The 19,344-nt window shown below is 69.7% G+C and carries 14 protein-coding genes; 5 read left to right on the forward strand and 9 right to left on the reverse strand.

Annotated elements, in window-relative coordinates:
• Positions 1-81 precede the first annotated feature (81 nt).
• The 3 genes from nadC to nadA are packed head-to-tail and all read right to left on the reverse strand — an operon-like array spanning position 82 to position 3,529.
• Positions 82-930 (reverse strand): carboxylating nicotinate-nucleotide diphosphorylase, encoded by an 849-nt coding sequence (nadC, locus tag SREC43747_RS0116265; RefSeq protein ID WP_029722377.1) that lies wholly within the window; start codon positions 928-930, stop codon positions 82-84.
• Positions 927-2,522, reverse strand: coding sequence for an L-aspartate oxidase (locus SREC43747_RS0116270; protein WP_029722378.1), 1,596 nt, complete (start codon positions 2,520-2,522; stop codon positions 927-929). Before SREC43747_RS0116270 ends, nadC begins: the two co-directional genes overlap by 4 nt.
• Positions 2,519-3,529 (reverse strand): quinolinate synthase NadA, encoded by a 1,011-nt coding sequence (nadA, locus tag SREC43747_RS0116275; protein ID WP_029722379.1) that lies wholly within the window; start codon positions 3,527-3,529, stop codon positions 2,519-2,521. The genes SREC43747_RS0116270 and nadA overlap by 4 nt, the downstream gene beginning before the upstream one ends.
• A gap of 169 nt (positions 3,530-3,698) precedes the next feature.
• Here nadA and SREC43747_RS0116280 point away from each other — a divergent pair, with 169 nt between their 5' ends.
• Genes SREC43747_RS0116280 through SREC43747_RS0116290 form a run of 3 tightly spaced genes read left to right on the forward strand, consistent with a single transcriptional unit; the run spans position 3,699 to position 5,966 of the window.
• The gene (locus SREC43747_RS0116280) at positions 3,699-4,358 is read left to right on the forward strand and encodes an NUDIX hydrolase (protein ID WP_081722642.1); all 660 of its coding nucleotides are present in this window, start codon (positions 3,699-3,701) and stop codon (positions 4,356-4,358) included.
• Between the two features lie 33 nt (positions 4,359-4,391).
• The gene (locus tag SREC43747_RS0116285) at positions 4,392-5,072 is read left to right on the forward strand and encodes an LON peptidase substrate-binding domain-containing protein (protein ID WP_029722381.1); all 681 of its coding nucleotides are present in this window, start codon (positions 4,392-4,394) and stop codon (positions 5,070-5,072) included.
• A 24-nt stretch (positions 5,073-5,096) separates the two neighbouring features.
• Positions 5,097-5,966, forward strand: coding sequence for a DUF8017 domain-containing protein (locus SREC43747_RS0116290; protein WP_152528444.1), 870 nt, complete (start codon positions 5,097-5,099; stop codon positions 5,964-5,966).
• On the opposite strand, the gene SREC43747_RS0116295 is transcribed toward SREC43747_RS0116290, so the two are convergent.
• Positions 5,942-6,607, reverse strand: a complete 666-nt coding sequence (locus SREC43747_RS0116295) for a DUF2567 domain-containing protein (protein WP_236623232.1) — start codon at positions 6,605-6,607, stop codon at positions 5,942-5,944. The genes SREC43747_RS0116290 and SREC43747_RS0116295 overlap by 25 nt on opposite strands.
• A gap of 134 nt (positions 6,608-6,741) precedes the next feature.
• Here SREC43747_RS0116295 and SREC43747_RS0116300 point away from each other — a divergent pair, with 134 nt between their 5' ends.
• On the forward strand, positions 6,742-8,751 hold the full coding sequence (locus SREC43747_RS0116300) for an arabinofuranosyltransferase (protein ID WP_236623233.1): 2,010 nt from the start codon (positions 6,742-6,744) through the stop codon (positions 8,749-8,751).
• A gap of 60 nt (positions 8,752-8,811) precedes the next feature.
• Here the strand turns inward: SREC43747_RS0116300 and dnaE are convergent, their stop codons facing one another.
• Complete coding sequence (dnaE, locus tag SREC43747_RS0116305; protein WP_029722385.1) at positions 8,812-12,393, reverse strand: DNA polymerase III subunit alpha; 3,582 nt, start codon at positions 12,391-12,393, stop codon at positions 8,812-8,814.
• Between the two features lie 197 nt (positions 12,394-12,590).
• On the opposite strand from dnaE, the gene SREC43747_RS0116310 reads away from it, so the two are divergent.
• Positions 12,591-13,640, forward strand: a complete 1,050-nt coding sequence (locus SREC43747_RS0116310) for an AsnC family protein (protein ID WP_306413796.1) — start codon at positions 12,591-12,593, stop codon at positions 13,638-13,640.
• Between the two features lie 162 nt (positions 13,641-13,802).
• On the opposite strand, the gene SREC43747_RS0116315 is transcribed toward SREC43747_RS0116310, so the two are convergent.
• From SREC43747_RS0116315 to SREC43747_RS0116330, 4 genes are all read right to left on the reverse strand, one after another.
• Complete coding sequence (locus SREC43747_RS0116315) at positions 13,803-14,693, reverse strand: RluA family pseudouridine synthase (RefSeq protein ID WP_051388093.1); 891 nt, start codon at positions 14,691-14,693, stop codon at positions 13,803-13,805.
• Positions 14,694-14,734: 41 nt separating this feature from the next.
• The gene (gene lspA / locus SREC43747_RS0116320; protein ID WP_029722388.1) at positions 14,735-15,337 is read right to left on the reverse strand and encodes a signal peptidase II; all 603 of its coding nucleotides are present in this window, start codon (positions 15,335-15,337) and stop codon (positions 14,735-14,737) included.
• A gap of 99 nt (positions 15,338-15,436) precedes the next feature.
• Positions 15,437-18,595 carry an isoleucine--tRNA ligase gene (ileS, locus tag SREC43747_RS0116325; protein WP_029722389.1) on the reverse strand — a complete coding sequence of 1,053 codons (3,159 nt, stop codon included), beginning with the start codon at positions 18,593-18,595 and terminating at the stop codon, positions 15,437-15,439.
• Between the two features lie 315 nt (positions 18,596-18,910).
• The coding region (locus SREC43747_RS0116330; RefSeq protein WP_081722643.1) for a hypothetical protein at positions 18,911-19,344 on the reverse strand (434 nt) is incomplete at its 5' end.

The following is a 19,344-nucleotide window of genomic DNA, read 5'->3' on the forward strand; positions in this document are numbered from 1 at the left end:
AGCACCGCGGCCAGCGCGAACACCAGACCGGTTCCGGCACGGCCGCGGTCGCAACGCACCCGGCCACCGCAGCACCGGCGATCACATGTCCAGCCCGATGTCCAACGCGGGCGCGGAATGGGTCAATCCGCCGACCGCCAGGTAGTGCACCCCGGTGCTGGCGTACTCCCCGGCCACCTCGAGGGTCAACCCGCCGGACGCTTCCAGCTCGGTCTTCGGGGAGAGCTCCCGGGTCATCCGCACCGCTTCCGCGCACTGCGCGGGGGTGAAGTTGTCCAGCAGCACCAGCTCCACCCCTTCGGCCAGCACCTCGGCCAACTCCTCCAAAGTGGAGACTTCGACTTCCATGGGGAGCTGGGGAGCGCGCTGGCGGCACGCCCGCACCGCTGCGACCACCGAGCCGGCCGCGACGACGTGGTTGTCCTTGACCAGAACCGCATCTCCCAGCCCCATCCGGTGGTTGACCCCACCACCGCACCGGACCGCGTACTTCTGCAGTTCCCGCAGTCCGGGCAGCGTTTTGCGGGTGTCCCGGATGCGGCAGCCGGTGCCCGCCACCGCCCGCACCCACTCGGCCGTCGCGGTGGCGACGCCCGACAGGTGGCACAGCAGGTTCAACGCCGTCCGCTCGGCGGTCAACAGCCCCTGGACCGGGGCTTCGACCCGCAGCAGGCAGTCCCCGGGCGCCAGCCGGTCACCGTCGGAGCGGGTTTCCAGCACCGAGTAGCCGTCCGGGCCCAAGACCTCGTCCAGCACCAGCCGCACCACCGGCAGTCCGGCGACGACTCCGGCGCGGCGGGTGTTGAACGCCGCTTCGGCCACGGCGTCGGCGGGAACGGTCGCCGCCGTGGTGGCGTCCGGCCCGTAGCGCAGGTCTTCCTCCAGCGCGGTGCGCACCACCTGGCGGGCGCGGTCCAAATCCACTGTCATGCTGCTGTCCTCGCAATCCCGGTGCCGGACTGGATGAGCTGCCCGGAAACGTCCAAGCGCAGCGAGGTGCTGCGCCGCCAGGCCACGTCGTCGGTGGCGGGGAAGTCGGTGCGGCGGTGGCAGCCGCGGGATTCGGTGCGGATCCGCGCCGCGGTCAGCAGCGCTCGGGCGGTCAGCAGCAGGGCGGCGTCTTCCACCAGCTGTCGGGTCCGCAGCGGACGGACGACCGAGGAGCGCTCCAGCGTCCGCTGGGCCTCGGCCAGTCCGCGGTCGTCGCGGCCGATGCCCGCCCAGCGGCTCATGGTGTCCTGCAGCAGTTCCCGGTTGACCACCGGCATGGCGGGGAGCACCGCCTCCACCGCCCGCCGGCGCGGTTCGCGGCGCAGGTCCTCGGCAGCGGCCTCCGCGGCGCGCACACCCACCACCAGGCCCTCCAGCAAGCTGTTGGAGGCCAACCGGTTGGCGCCGTGCAGGCCGGTGCAGGCGACTTCACCTGCGGCGTAGAGCCCGCTGACCGACGTCCTCCCGTCCGCAGTGGTCACCACCCCGCCGCACGCGTAGTGCGCCGCGCTGGCCACCGGGATCGGCTCCCGGGCCGGGTCCACCCCGATCTGCTGGCAGGCCGCGTGCACGGTGGGGAACCGGTCGGCGAACTTCGCCCCGATTCCGGTGGCGTCCAAGTACACGTGGCCCGCACCGGTCTCCGCGGCTCGACGCGTGATCGCGGCCGCCACCACGTCCCGGGGGGCGAGGTCTTCCAGCGGGTGCTCGCCCCGCATCACCCGCTCCCCGTTGACGTCGACCAGCACCGCGCCTTCTCCGCGCACGGCTTCGGTGACCAGCGGCCGCCGGCCCCGCGGACCACCGGGGGCGTACAGCACCGTGGGGTGGAACTGGACGAACTCCAGGTCGGCGACCACGGCTCCGGCCCGCAGGGCGAGCGCGATCCCGTCCGCGGTGGCCCCTTCCGGGTTGCTCGTCGCCGCGTAGAGGTGTCCCAGCCCGCCGGTGGCCAACAGCACCGCCGGCGCGTGCAGCACGCCCGGCCGCCCCTGGGCGTCGATGGCCAGCGCCCCGGCCACGCGACCGCCGTCGGCCCGCAGCAGCTCGGCGGCGCAGTGCTGCTCCAGCACCGGGATGCCGTCCTCCCGCACCGCCGCGGACAGGGCTCGCTGCACTTCCGCACCGGTGGCGTCACCGCCGGCGTGGATCACCCGGAACGCGCTGTGCCCGCCTTCCCGGGTGCGGGCCAGCGAACCGTCGGCGTCGGTGTCGAAGCGCGCGCCGAACCGCTGGAGCCGGGTGATCGCCCGGGGCCCGTCGGACAGGATCTGCTCCGCAGCGGTGCGGGAGCACAGCCCGGCCCCGGCCGCCAGGGTGTCCGCCACGTGCTGGGCGGGGCTGTCGTCGCCCGTTCCCCCCGGGCAGGACACGGCGATCCCGCCCTGCGCCCAGGCCGTGTTCCCGGCGGAAACGGAGTCCTTGCTCACCACCAGCACCCGCAGGCCCAGCTCCCGGGCGCGCAGGGCCGCGCTGAGCCCGGCCACCCCGGTGCCGATGACCAGCAGGTCGGCGGCGGCTTCCCAGCTCACTCGCCGCTCCCCGGGTTGCCGATGGCGATCATCCGCTCCACCGAGTCGCGCGCTCGTTTGGCGATCTCGGGGTCGACGTCCACTTCGTCGGCACCTTCCCGCAGGCAGCGCAGCAGGGCCGCCGGCGTGATCATCTTCATGTACCGGCAGGAGGCCCGGTCGTTGACGGGCTGGAAGTCGACCTCGGGGGCGGCTCGGCGCAGCTGGTGCAGCATGCCGACCTCGGTGGCCACCAGGACCGAGCTGGCCCCGGTGCGCCGGGCGGCGTCCAGCATGCCGCCGGTGGACAGGATCTTCACCCGCTCAGCGGGAACGGTGCCTTCGCCCGCCAAGTAGAGCGCCGAGGTGGCGCACCCGCACTCGGGATGGATGAACAGGTCCGCTTGCGGGTTCTGCTCGGCCCGCTCGGCCAGTTCGGGACCGTTGATGCCGGCGTGCACGTGGCACTCCCCGGCCCACACGTGCAGGTTCTCCCGCCCGGTTTCCCGCTTGACGTGGGCGCCGAGGAACTGGTCCGGGCAGAAGAGCACTTCCTGCTCCTCCGGGATGGACCGCACCACTTCGACCGCGTTGGAGGAGGTGCAGCAGATGTCGGTCTCCGCTTTGACGTCAGCAGTGGTGTTCACATAGGACACCACAACCGCGCCCGGGTGCTCCGCTTTCCAGGCGCGCAGCTGTTCCGCGGTGATCGAGTCGGCCAGCGAGCACCCGGCCCGCTCGTCCGGGATCAGGACGGTCTTCTCCGGACTGAGGATCTTCGCCGTCTCGGCCATGAAGTGGACACCGCAGAACACGATCGTGCTGGCGGTGCTCTTCGCCGCGATCCGGCTCAGCGCCAGCGAATCCCCCGTGTGGTCGGCGATGTCCTGGATCTCCGGCAGCTGGTAGTTGTGCGCCAGCAGCACGGCGTCCCGCTCGTCGAGTAATCGGCGCACCTCCCGGGCCCATTCCTCGGTGGGTTCCACCCCGGTGTAGCCGGTGTCGGTGCGCTGCCACGTCGCGACCATCTGAGCCTCCTCCCAGGGCTCTCCACCGGCGCGGGAGAGCCCTTGAACACCCGGTTCCCAGCCCCCAAGTTTTCGACTTATAATCGAAAACGTGCCTAATCCTAACACCGCCACCCGCGGCGGAGATGGGGACGTTCGTCACGAAGTCGCCGGGGACCTTCGTCACGAAGTGCTCGCCGGAGTCCTGCAGGTGCGCGACGACCAGCTGCAAGTCCTGCTCTGGGAGCGCAACCAGGAACCGCACGCGCACCGGTGGTCCCTGCCCGGCGGTCTCCTCGGCGCCGGCGAAGACGTGGAGAGCTCGATCCGCCGCCAACTCGCCGAGAAAGTGGACGTGCGCAAGCTCAGCCACGTCGAGCAGCTCGCGGTCTTCAGCGACCCGCACCGGGTGCCCGGGACCCGCATCCTCGCCACCGCGTTCCTCGGCCTGGTCCCCTCCGACGCCGACCCGGAAGTGCCGGCCGACACCCGCTGGCACCCGGTCGACCAGCTGCCGAACACCGCGTTCGACCACGGCCGGATCATCAACGCCGCCCGGGAACGACTGCAGGCGAAGCTCTCCTACACCAACCTCGGCTTCGCCCTGGCCCCCGCCGAGTTCACCATCTCCGAGCTGCGCCGGCTCTACTCCGCGGCGCTCGGCTACGAGGTGTCCGCCACCAACCTGCAGCGGGTGCTGTCCCGGCGGGGTGTGCTGCAGCCCACCGGCCGCACCGCCTCCTCCGGACCCGCCGGCGGACGCCCCGCCTCCCTCTACCGGTTCACCAGCCGCGACCTGCAGATCACCGACCCGTTCGCGGTGTTCCGCCCACCGACCGCTGATCGATAGCCCGCAGCGGGCTCGGCACGTAGGTTTGGAGGCGTGACGGAAACGATCCCGCTGTTCCCGCTCGGCTCGGTCCTGCTGCCCGGCGGGCCGCTGTCCCTGCACATCTTCGAACCGCGCTACCGGGAGCTGACCACCGACCTGCTCAACGAAGTCGTGCCCGACCAGCGGTTCGGCGTGATCACCATCCGGCAGGGTTGGGAAGTGGGCGAGGACAACGTGGACTCGCTCCACGACGTCGGCTGCACCGCGGTCCTGTCCAGCGTGCGGCAGTTGGCCGGCGGCCGCTACGACATCACCGCCACCGGCGAACGGCGGTTCCGGCTGCTGCAGATCGACCGGCACGCCGCCCCCTACCTGATGGCCCTGGTGGAGTGGCTCCCGGACACCGAACCCGACAACGACACCCCCGACCGCCGGCAGCAGCTGCGCGCCGCCGCCCAAGCCGCGCACGCCCGCTACCGCGCCACCGGGATCCGCGGACAGCACCACCAGCCACCCGCGGAGGACACCGACGACGCCACCCTGGCCTACCGGCTCGCCGACGACTGCGTGCTACCGGTCGAAGACCGCCAAGCCCTGCTCGACGAGACGAACCCGCTGACCAGACTGCGCATGGTGCGGCGAATGATGCTGCGCGAAGCCGAATTCCTCCGCGAACTGCGCGCGATTCCCGCCCCGCTGACCGAATTCGCCGAACAACCCAGCGTCAACTGATCCTGCCCGACTAGGATCACCCGCATGTCAACTCCGGGTGGCAACTGGGACTCCGGACAATACGGCCAGCAGCCGTACCACGGCAGTCAACAAGGCATGCAGTACCAGGGATTCGGGGTCTTCTCCCAGCAGACCTCGACCCCACCGGACGGTCCGCAGAAGCCCAAGTCGAACTTGGGCGCCATCGCCCTGGTCTCCTTGGGCGTGGTGGCAGTGCTCGTCTTCGTCACCGTGGTGGTGCTGACCGCCAACGGCGGCAACGACGACAACGGCAACCACGTGGCCCAGTCGTCCACCTCGCCGGCCCCCACCTCTTCCGCCGCCGAACCGGTCTCGACGGCCTCCCCGGTCGTCCCCGACTGGCAGGTGATGGAGGTCCCCCGGCGCAACGCCCGCTACGACGTGCCGCGGACCTGGAGCCTGGAGAGCCCCGACAACATCGTCGGCTTCGGCGAGCCCGACGACGCCTTCACCCTCTCCGGGGTGGCCCTCTACCAGCGCGGCTTCTGCCCCGGCAGCCCGAACAGCTACCGCGCCATCGCCGGCGCCACCGCCCGCCGCGGCCCCGACGACACCACGGTCGCCAACGAGGCCCTGCGCAAGTTCGCCGAGACCGCGTACACCGTCAACGGCCAGCCGCCCGAGATCGTGCCGTCCCACCCGCAGAAGGTGTCCCTCTCCGGCGGCCGCGAAGGCGTGCTGATCAACGCGACGCTCGCCATCCCCAACCCCGGGGAGTGCGACTCGCCGAGCGTGGCGGTCAGCCTGCTGGCCGCGCAGAACGACGGCAACGCCTCGGTCGTCTTCGTCGTGGCCTCCGACCAGGGCATCCCCGACGCCGTCTCGCCCACCGACCAGCGCCAGATCGTTCAGTCGTTCCGCCCGGCGTCCTGACCGGTCGGGCCGGGGCGCTGCGGCCCACCGGCCGGGCGCCCCAGGTCGTCCAACCCGTTCCAGGAAGCCGCCAAGCCGTACCCCAGCGCTGTGCCCAACGGCTGGCCGAGCACGGCCAGTCCCGAGTCCAGGGCGGGCGCCAGTTGGAACAGCTGTCCGGCCGGCACCTCCTCCGGCCCCGGGTACGCCAGCTGGGCGAACTGCGGTCCGAGCCAGCTGCCCAACCACGCGGCCAGCAAGGAACCGGCCACCCCGGCCAGCAGCATCACCGGCCCGCGACGACTGCGCACCGCCCACAGCGCCGCTGCGGTGAGGATCCCGGTCGCGAACCCCAGCAGCAGGTAGATCGCCAGTGCGTCGAACTGGTGGTAGCTGGCCAGCGTCAGCGGCACCAGCTGCCCCTGTTCCCCGAGCAGGCTCTCCTGCGGCGGGGCCAGCCGCGACCACACCCAGCCCACCGGCGCGCCCAGCACCGCGATCACCACCGCGGCGAGCAGCGCCGGACGCAGGTCGGCCCGCACCACCACCCGCGGGCGCGGCCGGGCCAGGGCCTGCGGCAGGAAGGGGGAGTCCGGCACGACCGGGCCTTCCGGTGCCGGCGTGACCCGCGCCCGCCCCGGCTCAGTCGTTTCGTCGGACACCCCGGACCTCCTCACTCACGACAGCCGCCACACCCTACCGCTCCGCAGCGTGCCCACCACGTCACCCGATACGTGGTGGAGTGGTGCGCATCAATTATTCTTCGGCGAGCGCAAATGTCAGTCATCTTCGAAGGATGAGCCAAGTGGCGGGAATCTTCCCGAGCCCCTTGTTAACCGGACCGCAGCCGATCGACGAACCGCGACGCGGTTCAGTCGTCCGACTCTCCCTGCGCAGCACCATCGTCGAGCTGCTGCTCGGCTCGGTCGTCGCGGCCGTGGTCAGCCTGCTGCTGCAGTTCGCGATAGCAAGGCTGAGCATCAGCGAACCCAGCTACGCACCGGAGGCGCTCGCCTCGGTGAGCACCGCCCTGGTGCTCACCGCCCTGTTCCTGCTGCTCGCCTTCGGCTTCCGCCACGGCCGGCAGTGGGTCAAACTGCTGGGCACTTGGATCTCGCTGAGCGCGTTCAGCACGCTGGCGCTGGCCATTCCGCTGCAAGCCACCCGGTACTACTACGGCGGATCCTCTGTGGACAACGGGTTCCGCATGCAGTACATGACCCGGATGGCGGCCACGCTCGGCCTCGCGGACATGAACTACCCCGACACCCCGCCCTACTACCCGGGCGGCTGGTTCTGGCTCGGCGGCCGGTTCGCCAACCTGATCGGCTGGGAAGGTTGGGCCGCCTACAAGCCCTACGCCTTGGCCTGGGTGGCGGTCACCAGCGTGCTCGCGTTCACCATGTGGAGCGTCGTGCTCCGCCGGCGCGTCGCCCTGCTGGCCGCCCTGATCACCACGATGTCGGGGATGATGCACGGCATCGAGGAGCCCTACGCCTGGCCGTCCGCGGCCCTGCTGGCGCCGGCCGCGGTGCTGTGCTGGTACGCGCTGCGCCACCCGGTCACCCCCCGGTGGACCTTGATCGGCATCGGCTGCTACGTGGGCTTCGCAGCGGTCACCTACACCCTGCACTTCGGGTTCGCCGTGCTGATGGTCCTCACCATGGCCGTCATCATCGGCGCCTTCCGCGTCCACCGCGGCAACCCGGTGGGCCAGACGGTCCGCCAGCTCTTCTTCCGGCTGCTGCCGATCGGCATCATCAGCCTGGTCCTCGCCCTGCTGGTGTGGCTGCCCTACCTGTGGCAGACCCAGTTCCTGCTGAACAACCCGCGCAGCGCGGCGCAGCACTACCTGCCGGCGGACGGCGCGTTCCTGCCGACCCCGATGACCGAGGGCACGGTCCTCGGCGCGGTGTGCCTGGCCGGTCTGGTGTGGCTGCTGCTGCGGTGCCGCCGCAACGAGACCGCCGCGGCGATGCTCACCATCGTCATCGCGGTCTACTGCTGGTTCGTCCTCTCCGCCTTCGCCCTCGTCGCCAAGACCACCCTGTTGGCGTTCCGGCTGAACGTCATCCTCGACGTGGTGCTGTTGACCGCCGGCGTCTTCGCCGCCCTGGAGCTGATCGGCCACCTGCGCGAGAAGCTCGACCCGAAGTACGCGCTGCAGATCAGCATGGTCTCGTTCGCCGTCGGTCTGCTCGGCGCGGTCACCCTGGTCCAGGGGGCGATCGGCAGCAGCCTGAAGGATTCCACCCAGAGCGCCTACGACGACTACTACCCCACCGGGGTCAACGCCCAAGGGCACCGGGACCCGATGCAACCGGGTTCGTGGCTGGACGACGAGATCCGGGCCATCGCCCAGCTCACCGGGCGGGAACCGGAGCAGAACGTCGTGCTCACCACCGACTACAAGCTCATGTCGTTCCAGCCCTACTGGGGCTTCCAGCAGGAAACCCCGCACTACGCCAACCCGCTGGGGCAGTACCAGCAACGGGCCGACGAGATCCACCGGTGGACCACGGCGGAAACCAGCGAGGAACTGCTGGAGATGCTGCGCAGCAGCCGGTTCCAGACGCCCAACGTCTTCGTGCTGCTCAACCCGTCCAGCCCGTACCTGTCCGACGAGGAGAAGGAGGGCATCGGCGAGGAGAACATGGACAAGCTGGCGCTGGAGCTGAAGGCCGACTCCTTCCCCCAGCAGCCGAACGTCCGGGACTACTACGTCTTCTTCAACCCCGAGGTGTTCGACTCGCCCGAGTTCGTCAAGCAGGACGTCGGCCCCTACACCATCGTCGTGCGGCGCTGAGGCACCGAGCAGCAGAAGAGGGGCGCGGGATTTCCCGCGCCCCTCTTCTGCGTCCGCTGCTCAGAACGACTCGAAGCAACCGGCGCCGAGCAAGCCCTTGAGCTCGCCCTGCAAACCGTTGTCAGTGGACACGAAGAAGTCGCGGGAGAGCGCGAGCTTGGTGGTGCCGCGCGCCCCCTGCAGCTTCACGTGCACCGGTGTGGTGCCCGCGTGCGCCTGCAAAGTCCGCTTCAGTTCCGCCACCAAGGACTCGTTGACCTTGTTCACCGGGACCTTGATGACGAACGCCGGGCTGACCCCCGGATCGTGCTCGGCGGCGGAGATGTCGATCGTCATCGCATCGGAGGCGAACACGCTGATGGTGCCTTCCCGCTCGTTGATCCGCCCCTTGACCGCCAGCGCGGTGTCCTCCACCAAGCATTCCGAGTACATCTCGTAGGACTTGGGGAAGAACAGCACATCGACGCTGGCGTCCAAGTCCTCCAGCGTGACGATCGCCCACGGCTGGCCGTTCTTGTTGATGCGCCGCTGGATGCCGGAGATCATGCCCGCGATGCGCACCTGCTCCTTGCCGGGGCTGCGCTCCCCACCGACCAGGTCCGCGATGCTGGTGTCCTGGTACGGGGCCAGCAGTCGCTCAGCGCCGTCCAGCGGGTGCGCCGAAACGTACAGCCCCAGCATCTCCCGCTCGTAGGAGAGCAACTGCTTGCGCGGCCACTCCTCCGAACTGAACTGCAGGTGCGCCAGCGGGGAGGAGTCCTGACTGTCCGAAGTGGACGGATCCGCCCCGAACAAGTCGAACTGCCCCATGGCTTGCTGGCGCTTCAGCCCGGTGATCGCGTCCACCGCGGCCTCGTGGTGCTGGGCCAGCGACATGCGGGTGTGCCCCAGCGAGTCGAACGCGCCGGCCTTGATCAGCGACTCGATGACCCGCTTGTTGCACACCGCTATCTCGGACTTGTCCAGGAAGTCGGCGAACGAGGTGTAGCGGCCCTTCTCCTCGCGGACCTTGATGATCGAGGACACCACGTTCGAACCGACGTTGCGGATCGCGCTCAGCCCGAAGCGGATGTCCGAGCCGACGGCGGTGAAGGTGTCGTTGGAGTCGTTGACGTCCGGCGACAACACCTTGATGCCCATCCGCCGGCACTCGGCGAGGTAGACCGCCATCTTGTCCTTGTTGTCGCCGTTGGCGGTCAGCAGCGCTGCCATGTACTCGGCGGGGTAGTTCGCCTTCAGGTAGGCCGTCCAGTAGGCCACCAGGGCGTAACCCGCGGCGTGGGACTTGTTGAACGCGTAGCCGGCGAACGGCAGCACCGTGGCCCACAGCTTCTCGATCGCCTCTTCGGAGAAGCCGTTCTCCAGCATGCCGTCCCGGAAGCCCTCGAACTCCTGGTCCAGGACCTCCTTCTTCTTCTTGCCCATCGCGCGGCGCAGGATGTCGGCTCGGCCGAGGCTGTAACCGGCCACCCGCTGGGCGATGGCCATGATCTGCTCCTGGTAGACGATCAGACCGTAGGTCTCGGCCAGGATGTCCTTCAGCGGCTCGTCCAGTTCCGGGTGGATCGGCTCGATCGGCTTCTTGCCGTTCTTGCGGTCCGCGTAGTCGAAGTGGGCGTTGACCTCCATCGGGCCCGGGCGGTACAGCGCGTTGCAGGCCACGATGTCGGCGAACTCGGTCGGCTGCATGCGCTTGAGCAGTTCCCGCATGCCGCCACCTTCGAGCTGGAACACGCCGAGGCTCTCGCCGCGGGCCAACAGCTCGTAGGTCTTCTCGTCGTCCAAGCCCAGAGTGGACAGATCGATCTCCACCCCGTGGTTCTGCTTCACCATCCGCAGCGCATCGCCGAGGATGGTGAGGTTGGACAACCCCAGGAAGTCCATCTTCAGCAGGCCGATGGCCTCGCACGAGGGGTAGTCCCAGCCGGTGATGATCGAGCCGTCGTCCCGCATCCACAGCGGCACCGTGCCCATCAACGGCTGCGAGGAGAGGATCACCGCGCACGCGTGCACACCCGCGTTGCGGATCAGGCCTTCCAAACCGCGCGCGGTCTCGAAGATCTGCGCCACGGTCGGGTCGTTCTCGATGAGGTTGCGGACCTCGGCGGCTTCCGGGTAGCGCTCGTGGTTCGGGTCGACGATGCCGGACAGCGGGATGTCCTTGGCCGCGATCGGCGGCGGCAGCGTCTTGGAGATCTTGTCCGCGACCGCGAAGCCCGGCTGCCCCAGGTGCACCCGCGCGGCGTCCTTGATGGCGGCCTTCGTCTTGATCTTGCCGAAGGTGATGACCTGCGCGACCTTGTCCCGGCCGTACTTGTTGATGGCGTACTGCAGCACCTCGTCCCGGCGGCGGTCGTCGAAGTCGAGGTCGATGTCCGGCGGGGAGTTCCGCTCCGGGTTCAGGAACCGCTCGAAGATCAGGCCGTGCTCCAGCGGGTCCAGGTTGGTGATGTGCAGGATGTAGGCCAGCAGCGAACCGGCCGCCGACCCGCGCCCCGGCCCCACGTGGATGCCCTGGGACTTCGCCCACCGGGTGATGTCACCGACGACCAGGAAGTACGCGCAGTAGCCCTTGCGGTCGAGGACGTCGAGCTCCTTCTCGATCCGCTCCCGGCACTCCGGGGTGGGCCCGTCGGGGTAGCGGGTGGGCAGGTAGTGCTCGATCTCCTCGGCCAGCTGCTCCCGCTCGGTCTTGCCGCCCTCCACGGAGACCCGGGGCATCCGGTCGGTGTACTTCCACACCTCTTCGTAGGACTCGACCCGCTCGGCCACCAGCAGCGTGTTGTCCGCGGCACCGGGGACTTCCTTGTCCCAGTACTCGCGCATCTCCTCCGAGGACTTCAGGTAGTAGCCGTCCCCGTCGAACTTGAACCGGCTCTCGTCGTTGAGGGTCTTGCCCGACTGCACGCACAGCAGCGCCCCGTGCGACTCGGCCTGGTCCTTGGTCACGTAGTGGCTGTCGTTGGTGGCCAGCGGTTTGAGGTCGAGCTCCTTGGCGATCTTCAGCAGGCCTTCCCGGACCGACCGCTCGATCGCCAGCCCGTGGTCCATCAGCTCCAGGAAGAAGTTCTCCTTGCCGAAGATGTCCCGGTAGTCCGCGGCCGCCTGCAGCGCCTCCTCGTACTGCCCCAACCGCAAGCGGGTCTGCACCTCTCCGGACGGGCAACCGGTGGTGGCGATGATCCCCTCGGAGTACTGGGAGATCAGCTCCCGGTCCATCCGCGGCTTGCGGTAGTAGCCCTCGAAGCTGGCCAGGCTGGACAGGGTGAACAGGTTCCGCACCCCGGTGGCGTTGGCCGCCAACATCGTCATGTGCGTGTAGGCACCGCCACCGGAGACGTCGCCGCCCTCACCGAACTCGTCGGTGGAGCGCTGCCTGGCCTCTCCCCAGAAGACCGGCTTCTTGTGGAACCGACTGCCCGGAGCCACGTAGGCCTCGATCCCGATGATCGGCTTGATGCCGGTCTTCTTGGCCTGTTGGTAGAACTCGTCCGCGCCGAACATGTTGCCGTGATCGGTCATGCCGACAGCGGGCATGCCGAGCCGTTCCGCTTCCGCGAACAGCGCCCCGACCTTCGCCGCTCCGTCGAGCATCGAGTACTCGGTGTGCACGTGGAGGTGGACGAAGGGGTCAACAGGCACGAGGAGGTCCTCCTTCGCTTCAGGACTTTCACCGGGATTGCCAGCCTATCCCCTTGTCCCCCGGTCGTTTTCCAATCCCCCGGCGTTTCGCACGACCGGGAAGCGCGCCCCGGGAATGCCCGAAAAGCGTGCCCTCGACCTGAGCGCTGATCAAAAGAGGTAGCGTGGAATCCGTGGCTGGCCCTGATCCTGTAGACGTGCGTCTGCTGAGTCTCATCGCAGAAACCGGACGAGCGGCGATACCGGACGTCGCCGCCCGGCTCGGCATGGATGTGCGCGACGTCGCTGCCCGACTCGCCGCGCTCTCCACCACGGGTCTACCGCTGATCGTCGGCGTGGAGTGCGACCCGCAGGGCATCCGGAACGCGCTGGCGTTCGCCCAAGCCTGGACGGCTCAGCACATGGCCAGCGGTGGCTACCAAGTCCCCGGTTCCGGCAGCGGCGGGTACCAAGTCCCCGGTTCCGGCAGCGGCGGGTACCAGGTCCCGGGTTCCACCAGCGGCGGGTACCAAGCCCCCGGCTCCGCCAGCGGCGGCTACCCGGTCTCCGGTCCGGGCAGCGGTCCCCACCCGAACACCTCCAGCGGCAACCACCCGGTCCCTCCCGCGCCCGGTCCGCACCCGGCGCAGACCGGGCCGAGCGGGCCGCACGTGCCCCCGGCCCAGCCGTACGCCCCACCCGGCGCGCCGGCCCAGCAGCCGGCCGGGCAGGACCCGATGCTCATGTGGGGGCCACCCGGCTCGGCGGGGTGGGCCCGCGGGGACCAGCAGTACCAAGGCGGCCACCAACCGGCGGCGCAGCCCCAGCCCGCGCCCGCTCCGCTCCGGGTCGGCCGGGTCGGCAGCAAACTGGACGTGGAATGCCCCTCCGGCGAGCGGCTGGCCATCAAGCTGGTCGAGGTCGTCGACCCGGCGGACTACCTGTTCACCGCTGCCGGGCACGAGCTGCAGGACGGCGAGCGCGCCGTGGTGGTGCACACCGAGGTGACCAACTACGGACCGGGCAGCTACGGCGCTGTGCCCGACGAGCACCTGGAGCTGATCGCCAAGGACGGCACCGCCATCAGCAAGTCGTCGGTCACCCTGTCGTCCCGGCCCCCGCACCGCGCCGGCATCGGCGTGGGGGAGACCGCCGGCGGCCACACCGTCTACGTGCTGCCGGATTCCACCGAGCTGTCCTCGGTGCGCTGGCGTCCGCAGCCCGACGCCGAGCAGCACACGCTCAGCTGGGACATCAGCGACCTCTGAACGCCCTCCGCGCTCGGCGGAGCACGAGCACGGGCCCGACGGCCCGAACACACCTCCACCGGGGCGGTGCCCGCACCGGAGCACGCCCCTCGGTGGCCGACCGCTCCCGCGGCGCCGGCCACCAAGACCGGGGAAGAGGTGCGGGCCGCGGCCGGCCCCGGCTCAGCTGTCCTGCTCCCGCAGGATGTCCAAGGCGCGCTGCAGGTCCTTCGGGTACTCGCTCTCGAAGGTCATCCACTGGCCGGTCACCGGGTGCTCCAGACCGAGCTGCCGGGCGTGCAGCCACTGCCGGGTCACGCCCAACCGCCGCGCCAGCACCGGGTCGGCGCCGTAGGTGAGGTCGCCGACGCAGGGGTGCCGGATCGCCGAGAAGTGCACCCGGATCTGGTGCGTGCGACCGGTCTCCAGCTTCACGTCCACCAGGGAAGCCGCCCGGAACGCCTCCACCGTCTCGTAGTGGGTCACGCTGGGCTTCCCGCCGCTCACCACGGCGAACTTGTAGTCGTGCCGGGGATGCCGGTCGATCGGCGCGTCGATGGTGCCGCGACTGGGATCCGGGTGCCCCTGCACCAGCGCGTGGTAGCGCTTCTCCACGGTGCGCTCCTTGAACGCCCGCTTCAGCGCCGAGTAGGCCAACTCGCTCTTGGCGACCACCATGACACCGCTGGTGCCCACGTCCAGGCGGTGCACCACACCCTGCCGCTCCGCCGCCCCGCTGGTGGCGACGCGCACCCCGGCCGCGGCCAGTCCGCCGACCACCGTCGGCCCCTCCCAGCCGGGGCTCGGGTGCGCCGCGACACCGATCGGCTTGTCGATCACCACGATGTCGCTGTCCTCGTAGAGGATCCGCATGCCCTCCACCGGGACCGCGACGACTTCGACCTGATTCCTGCCGGTGTCCGGCAAGGTGATCTCCAGCCAGGCGCCGGCGACGAGCCGATCGGACTTGCCGGCCGGAACACCGTTGAGCAAGACCTCGCCGGATTCGGCCAACGCGGCCACCGAACTGCGGGAAAGCCCGAGCAATTTCGCCAGGCCAGCGTCCACCCGCATGCCGTCCAGGCCTTCTGGAACAGGAAGTGTTCGAGTATCAGTCACGACTCATTCCCAGCAGCTCGCTGCTTCTTGCGGTGCACTGTGCCGTCGTAGTCGCGGCCCAGCAGCGACAACAGAACGATCAGTACGGCACCGCAGGTGATGCAGGAATCCGCGACGTTGAACACCGGGAAGAACTCACCGTTGGGAGCCAGCACTGAAATGAAGTCCACCACGTGTCCCTGCAACGGCCCGGGCGCCCGGAACAACCGGTCCCCGAGGTTGCCGAGCGTCCCGCCGAGCATCAACCCGAGCCCGGCCGCCCAGCCCGCCGAACGCAGCCGCGGAGCCAGCCAGACGATCACGCCGACCACCACGATCGCCAGCAGGGCCAGCAACCACGTCATACCGGTGGCCAGGGAGAACGCCGCCCCCGGGTTGCGCAGCACGTCCAGGTAGACCAGCCCGCCCAGCAACTCGACCGGCGGGCCGCCTTCCAGCGCGGCCACCACCGCGCTCTTGGTGATCACATCGAGGACCAATCCCGCAGCAGCCAGCCCGAACAACAGCACCAGCAGTTTCGCGGACTTCCCCGACCGGGTTCGTTCGGCATCGCCGTCCCCCGCACCGGGCTTTTCAGATGGTTGCTGCTCGCTGCTCACGGGGCCATTGTCCCTGAGCCGTTCCCGCGAACGCCCAAGACCACCAGGCCGCCGAGTTCCGGGGCGGAACCGGGCACCAGCTCCGCCCCGGAACAGCCGTCACACCTTCGCGACCGCGACCGCGATCTCGGTGCCGTCCCCGACGCTGCCGGCGAAGCCGTCCGCATCACCGAACTCCACCGACTCCGCCAAGGTCTCCTCGGCGATGAACTCGCGGTGCGCGGCAACCGCCTCCTGCACCTGCTGCGGCGCCGAAATGGTGACGGTGATCCGGTCGGACACCGCGAAGTCGGCCTCCCGGCGAGCCTGCTGGATCACCCGCACCACGTCCCGGGCCAGGCCCTCGGCGGCCAACTCCGGGGTCACCTCGGTCTCCAGGGACACCAGACCCGCCCCGTTGGGCAGCGCGGTGGACGCGCCGGTGTCGGTCGACACCAGCCGCTCGGTGAACTCCTCGGGCAGCAGCTCGATGCCGGCGGCGACCACCTTGCCCTCCGGGGTGCGGCTCCAGTCACCGGCCTTGACCGCCTTGATGACCTTCTGCACGTCCTTGCCCAACCGCGGCCCGGCGGCACGGGCGTTCACCGCCACCTCGAAGCGGCCGTACGCGGCGACGTCGGTGCTCAGCACCACTTCCTTGACGTTGACCTCGTCGCGGATCAGGTCCACGAACGGCCGGAGCTCCTCCGCCTCCGGGGTGGCCACCCGGAGCTCGGCCAGCGGCAGCCGCACCCGCAGCTTGTTGGCCTTGCGCAGCCCCAGGGCCGCCGAGCACACCTGCCGGACCTGGTCCATGGCCGACACCAGCGCGGCGTCCGCGGGCAGCTCGTCCACCTCCGGCCAATCCGCCAGGTGCACCGAACGCCCACCGGTCAGTCCGCGCCACACCGCTTCCGCGGTCAACGGCAGCAGCGGCGCCACCGTCCGGCAGGTCACCTCGAGCACCGTGTGCAGGGTGTCGATGGCGTCCCGGTCGCCGGCCCAGAAGCGGTCCCGCGACCGGCGCACGTACCAGTTGGTGAGGACCTCCAGGAATTCGCGCACGCTGCCGCAGGCACCGGCGATGTCCAGCTCGTCCAGCGACCCCTGCACATCGCTGACCAGCTCACCGGTCTTGGCCAGGATGTAGCGGTCCAGCACGTGCTCGCTGTCCACCCGGTACGTCCCGGAGACCCCTTCGGCGTTGGCGTACAGCGCCAGGAAGTACCAGGAGTTCCACAGCGGCAGCACCGCCTGGCGCACCGCGTCCCGGATGCCGCGCTCGGTGACGACCAGGTCGCCCCCGCGCAGGATCGGGCTGGACATCAGGAACCAGCGCATCGCATCCGAACCGTCGCGTTCGAAGACCTCGTTGACGTCCGGATAGTTGCGCTTGGACTTGGACATCTTCTGCCCGTCGTCACCGAGCACGATGCCGTGGGCGACCACGTTGGAGAACGCCGGGCGGTCGAACAGCGCGGTGGCCAGCACGTGCAGCGTGTAGAACCAGCCGCGGGTCTGGCCGTTGTACTCGACGATGAAGTCGCCCGGGTAGTGGTGCTCGAACCACTCCGCGTTCTCGAACGGGTAGTGCACCTGGGCGAACGGCATCGAACCGGACTCGAACCAGCAGTCCAGCACCTCCGGCACCCGCCGCATCGTGGACTTGCCGGTCGGGTCGTCCGGGTTCGGCCGGGTCAGCTGGTCGATCGCCGGGCGGTGCAGGTCGGTCGGCCGCACCCCGAAGTCGCGCTCCAACTCGTCCAGCGAGCCGTAGACGTCGATCCGCGGGTAGGCGGGGTCGTCGGAGACCCACACCGGGATCGGCGAACCCCAGAACCGGTTCCGCGAGATGTTCCAGTCCCGCGCGTTCTCCAGCCACTTGCCGAACTGGCCGTCGCGGATGTGCTCCGGGACCCAGTTGATCCGCTTGTTCAGCTCGACCATGCGGTCCTTGAACTTGCTGACCGCCACGAACCAGGCCGACACCGCGCGCTGGATGAGCGGGTTGTCGCACCGCCAGCAGTGCGGGTACGGGTGGTCGTAGGTCTCGTGCCGCAGCAGCAGACCGGCTTCCTTGAGGTCCCGGGCGATCTGCTTGTTGGCGTCGAAGACGTGCAGCCCCTCGTACGGCGGCACCTCGGAGGTGAACTTGCCGGTCGCGTCGACCGGCACGACCGGCTCGATGCCGGCTTTGTCGGTGACCTGCTTGTCCTCCTCACCGAAGGCCGGCGCCAGGTGGACGACACCGGTACCGTCCTCAGTGGTCACGTAGTCGGCCGCCAGGATCCGGTGCGCGTTCTCGCGGCCGAGGAAGAAGTCGAACGGGGGCTTGTAGGCCGTGCCGATCAGCTCGGTGCCCTTGAACCGGCTGACCACGTGATCGGCCACGTCCTCGCCGAGCTCCCTGCTGTAAGCCGCCAACCGGGCCTCGGCCAGCACGTAGCGCTCCCCGGACTCCGGCGGGGCCACCAGGACGTAGTCCACGTCCGGGTGCACGGCCGCGGCGAGGTTGGACGGCAGCGTCCACGGGGTCGTCGTCCACACCAGGGCGAGCGCACCGTCGTAGGGCTTGTCCGGGGCCTGGAGCCGCAGCCCCACCGTGACCGCCGGGTCCTGCCGCTGCCGGTACACGTCGTCCAGCCTGGTCTCGCTGTTGGACAGCGGGGTTCCGCAGCGCCAGCAGTACCAGAGCACCCGGAAGCCCTGGTAGATCAGACCCTTGTCCCACAGGGTCTTGAACGCCCACATGACGCTCTCCATGTAGTTGAGGTCGAGCGTCTTGTAGTCGTTGTCGAAGTCCACCCACCGGGCCTGCCGGGTGACGTAGTCCCGCCACTCGTCGGTGTAGCGCAGCACGGAGGTGCGGCACACCTCGTTGAACTCGGCCACGCCCATCGACTCGATCTCGGCCTTGGACGTGATGCCCAGCTGCTTCTCCGCCTCGACCTCGGCGGGCAACCCGTGGCAGTCCCAGCCGAACCGCCGCTCCACCCGGCGACCGCGCATGGTCTGGTAGCGCGGCACCGAGTCCTTGACGTAGCCGGTCAGCAGGTGCCCGTAGTGGGGAAGGCCGTTCGCGAACGGCGGGCCGTCGTAGAAGACGTACTCGTTGGAACCGTTGACACCCGCCTCGCGGGCCTCCACCGAAGCGCGGAAGGTCTTGTCGTCGGCCCAGTACTTCAGCACGTCGCGTTCGATTTCGGGAAGCGACGGTTGGGCCGCTACACCGCGCTGCAGAGAACCAGCGCCACTGATCTCAACCTTCGGGTAAGCCATCGCGGATGTGCTCCTAGCGGTGTGCCGTCGGGTCCGCCGCACAGCCACCGAATCAAACCGGCGTCCACGCGGGGACGGCACATCGCGCGCCTGGTCGCGCGAGTCCGCGGTACCACCCCGCTTGCCGTGCACCCCCGCACGCTCCGGCGAGGCCACGCACGACCACTCATTTGCCGGCTGTCACGGGCCGGTCCCGTCCGGTTCTACTGAGGCAAGCACTGCCCGTTCTTCCGGAAGCTCCCCGGTGATGGCCGGATCATCGCCTGTGGGATCCAGCATAACGTGCTCGACCGGCAAAACTCGCGGCGGCCCGGCTCAGTCCGCGCCGCGCACCCGCGCCACCAGCGTGGAAACCGGTTCGCACCGGCCGCACGGGGTGAACCCCAGTTCCCGGGCCTCGCTCAAGGACAGCGCCACCGTTTCCCGACCGACCAGCCAGTCGCAGCCCGGCAGGTGGTAGCGCGGCCGTTCGTCGACGACCAGCACCTGCTCGGACAGCTCCGCGACAGCGGCCGCATCGGCTGCGGACACCAGCTCCGCGGCCGGCTCATCATCGGCATCGGCGAACTCCGGACCGGCCGACCCCGCCGCGGACTCCGCGGAAGACCGCTGCGCCCGCCTGCGCCGGAACCGGTCCACCCCCAGCAGCAGCACTCCGATCCCGCTCAGCAGGACCGAAAACCACGCCGAATCCGGCTGACCGCTCAGCACCGCCCAGACCAGCACCCCACCGGCGGCGAGGACCAGCA

It is taken from the genome of Saccharopolyspora rectivirgula DSM 43747, from assembly GCF_000497205.1.
GTDB lineage: Bacteria > Actinomycetota > Actinomycetes > Mycobacteriales > Pseudonocardiaceae > Saccharopolyspora > Saccharopolyspora rectivirgula.

Coding starts and splice junctions, on each gene's coding strand:
- nadC (WP_029722377.1), bottom strand. CDS start 930: ATGACAGTGGATTTGGACCGCGCCCGCCAGGTGGTGCGCACCGCGCTG.
- nadA (WP_029722379.1), bottom strand. CDS start 3,529: ATGGTCGCGACGTGGCAGCGCACCGACACCGGCTACACCGGGGTGGAA.
- SREC43747_RS0116290 (WP_152528444.1), top strand. CDS start 5,097: ATGTCAACTCCGGGTGGCAACTGGGACTCCGGACAATACGGCCAGCAG.
- SREC43747_RS0116300 (WP_236623233.1), top strand. CDS start 6,742: ATGAGCCAAGTGGCGGGAATCTTCCCGAGCCCCTTGTTAACCGGACCG.
- SREC43747_RS0116315 (WP_051388093.1), bottom strand. CDS start 14,693: ATGCGGGTGGACGCTGGCCTGGCGAAATTGCTCGGGCTTTCCCGCAGT.
- ileS (WP_029722389.1), bottom strand. CDS start 18,595: ATGGCTTACCCGAAGGTTGAGATCAGTGGCGCTGGTTCTCTGCAGCGC.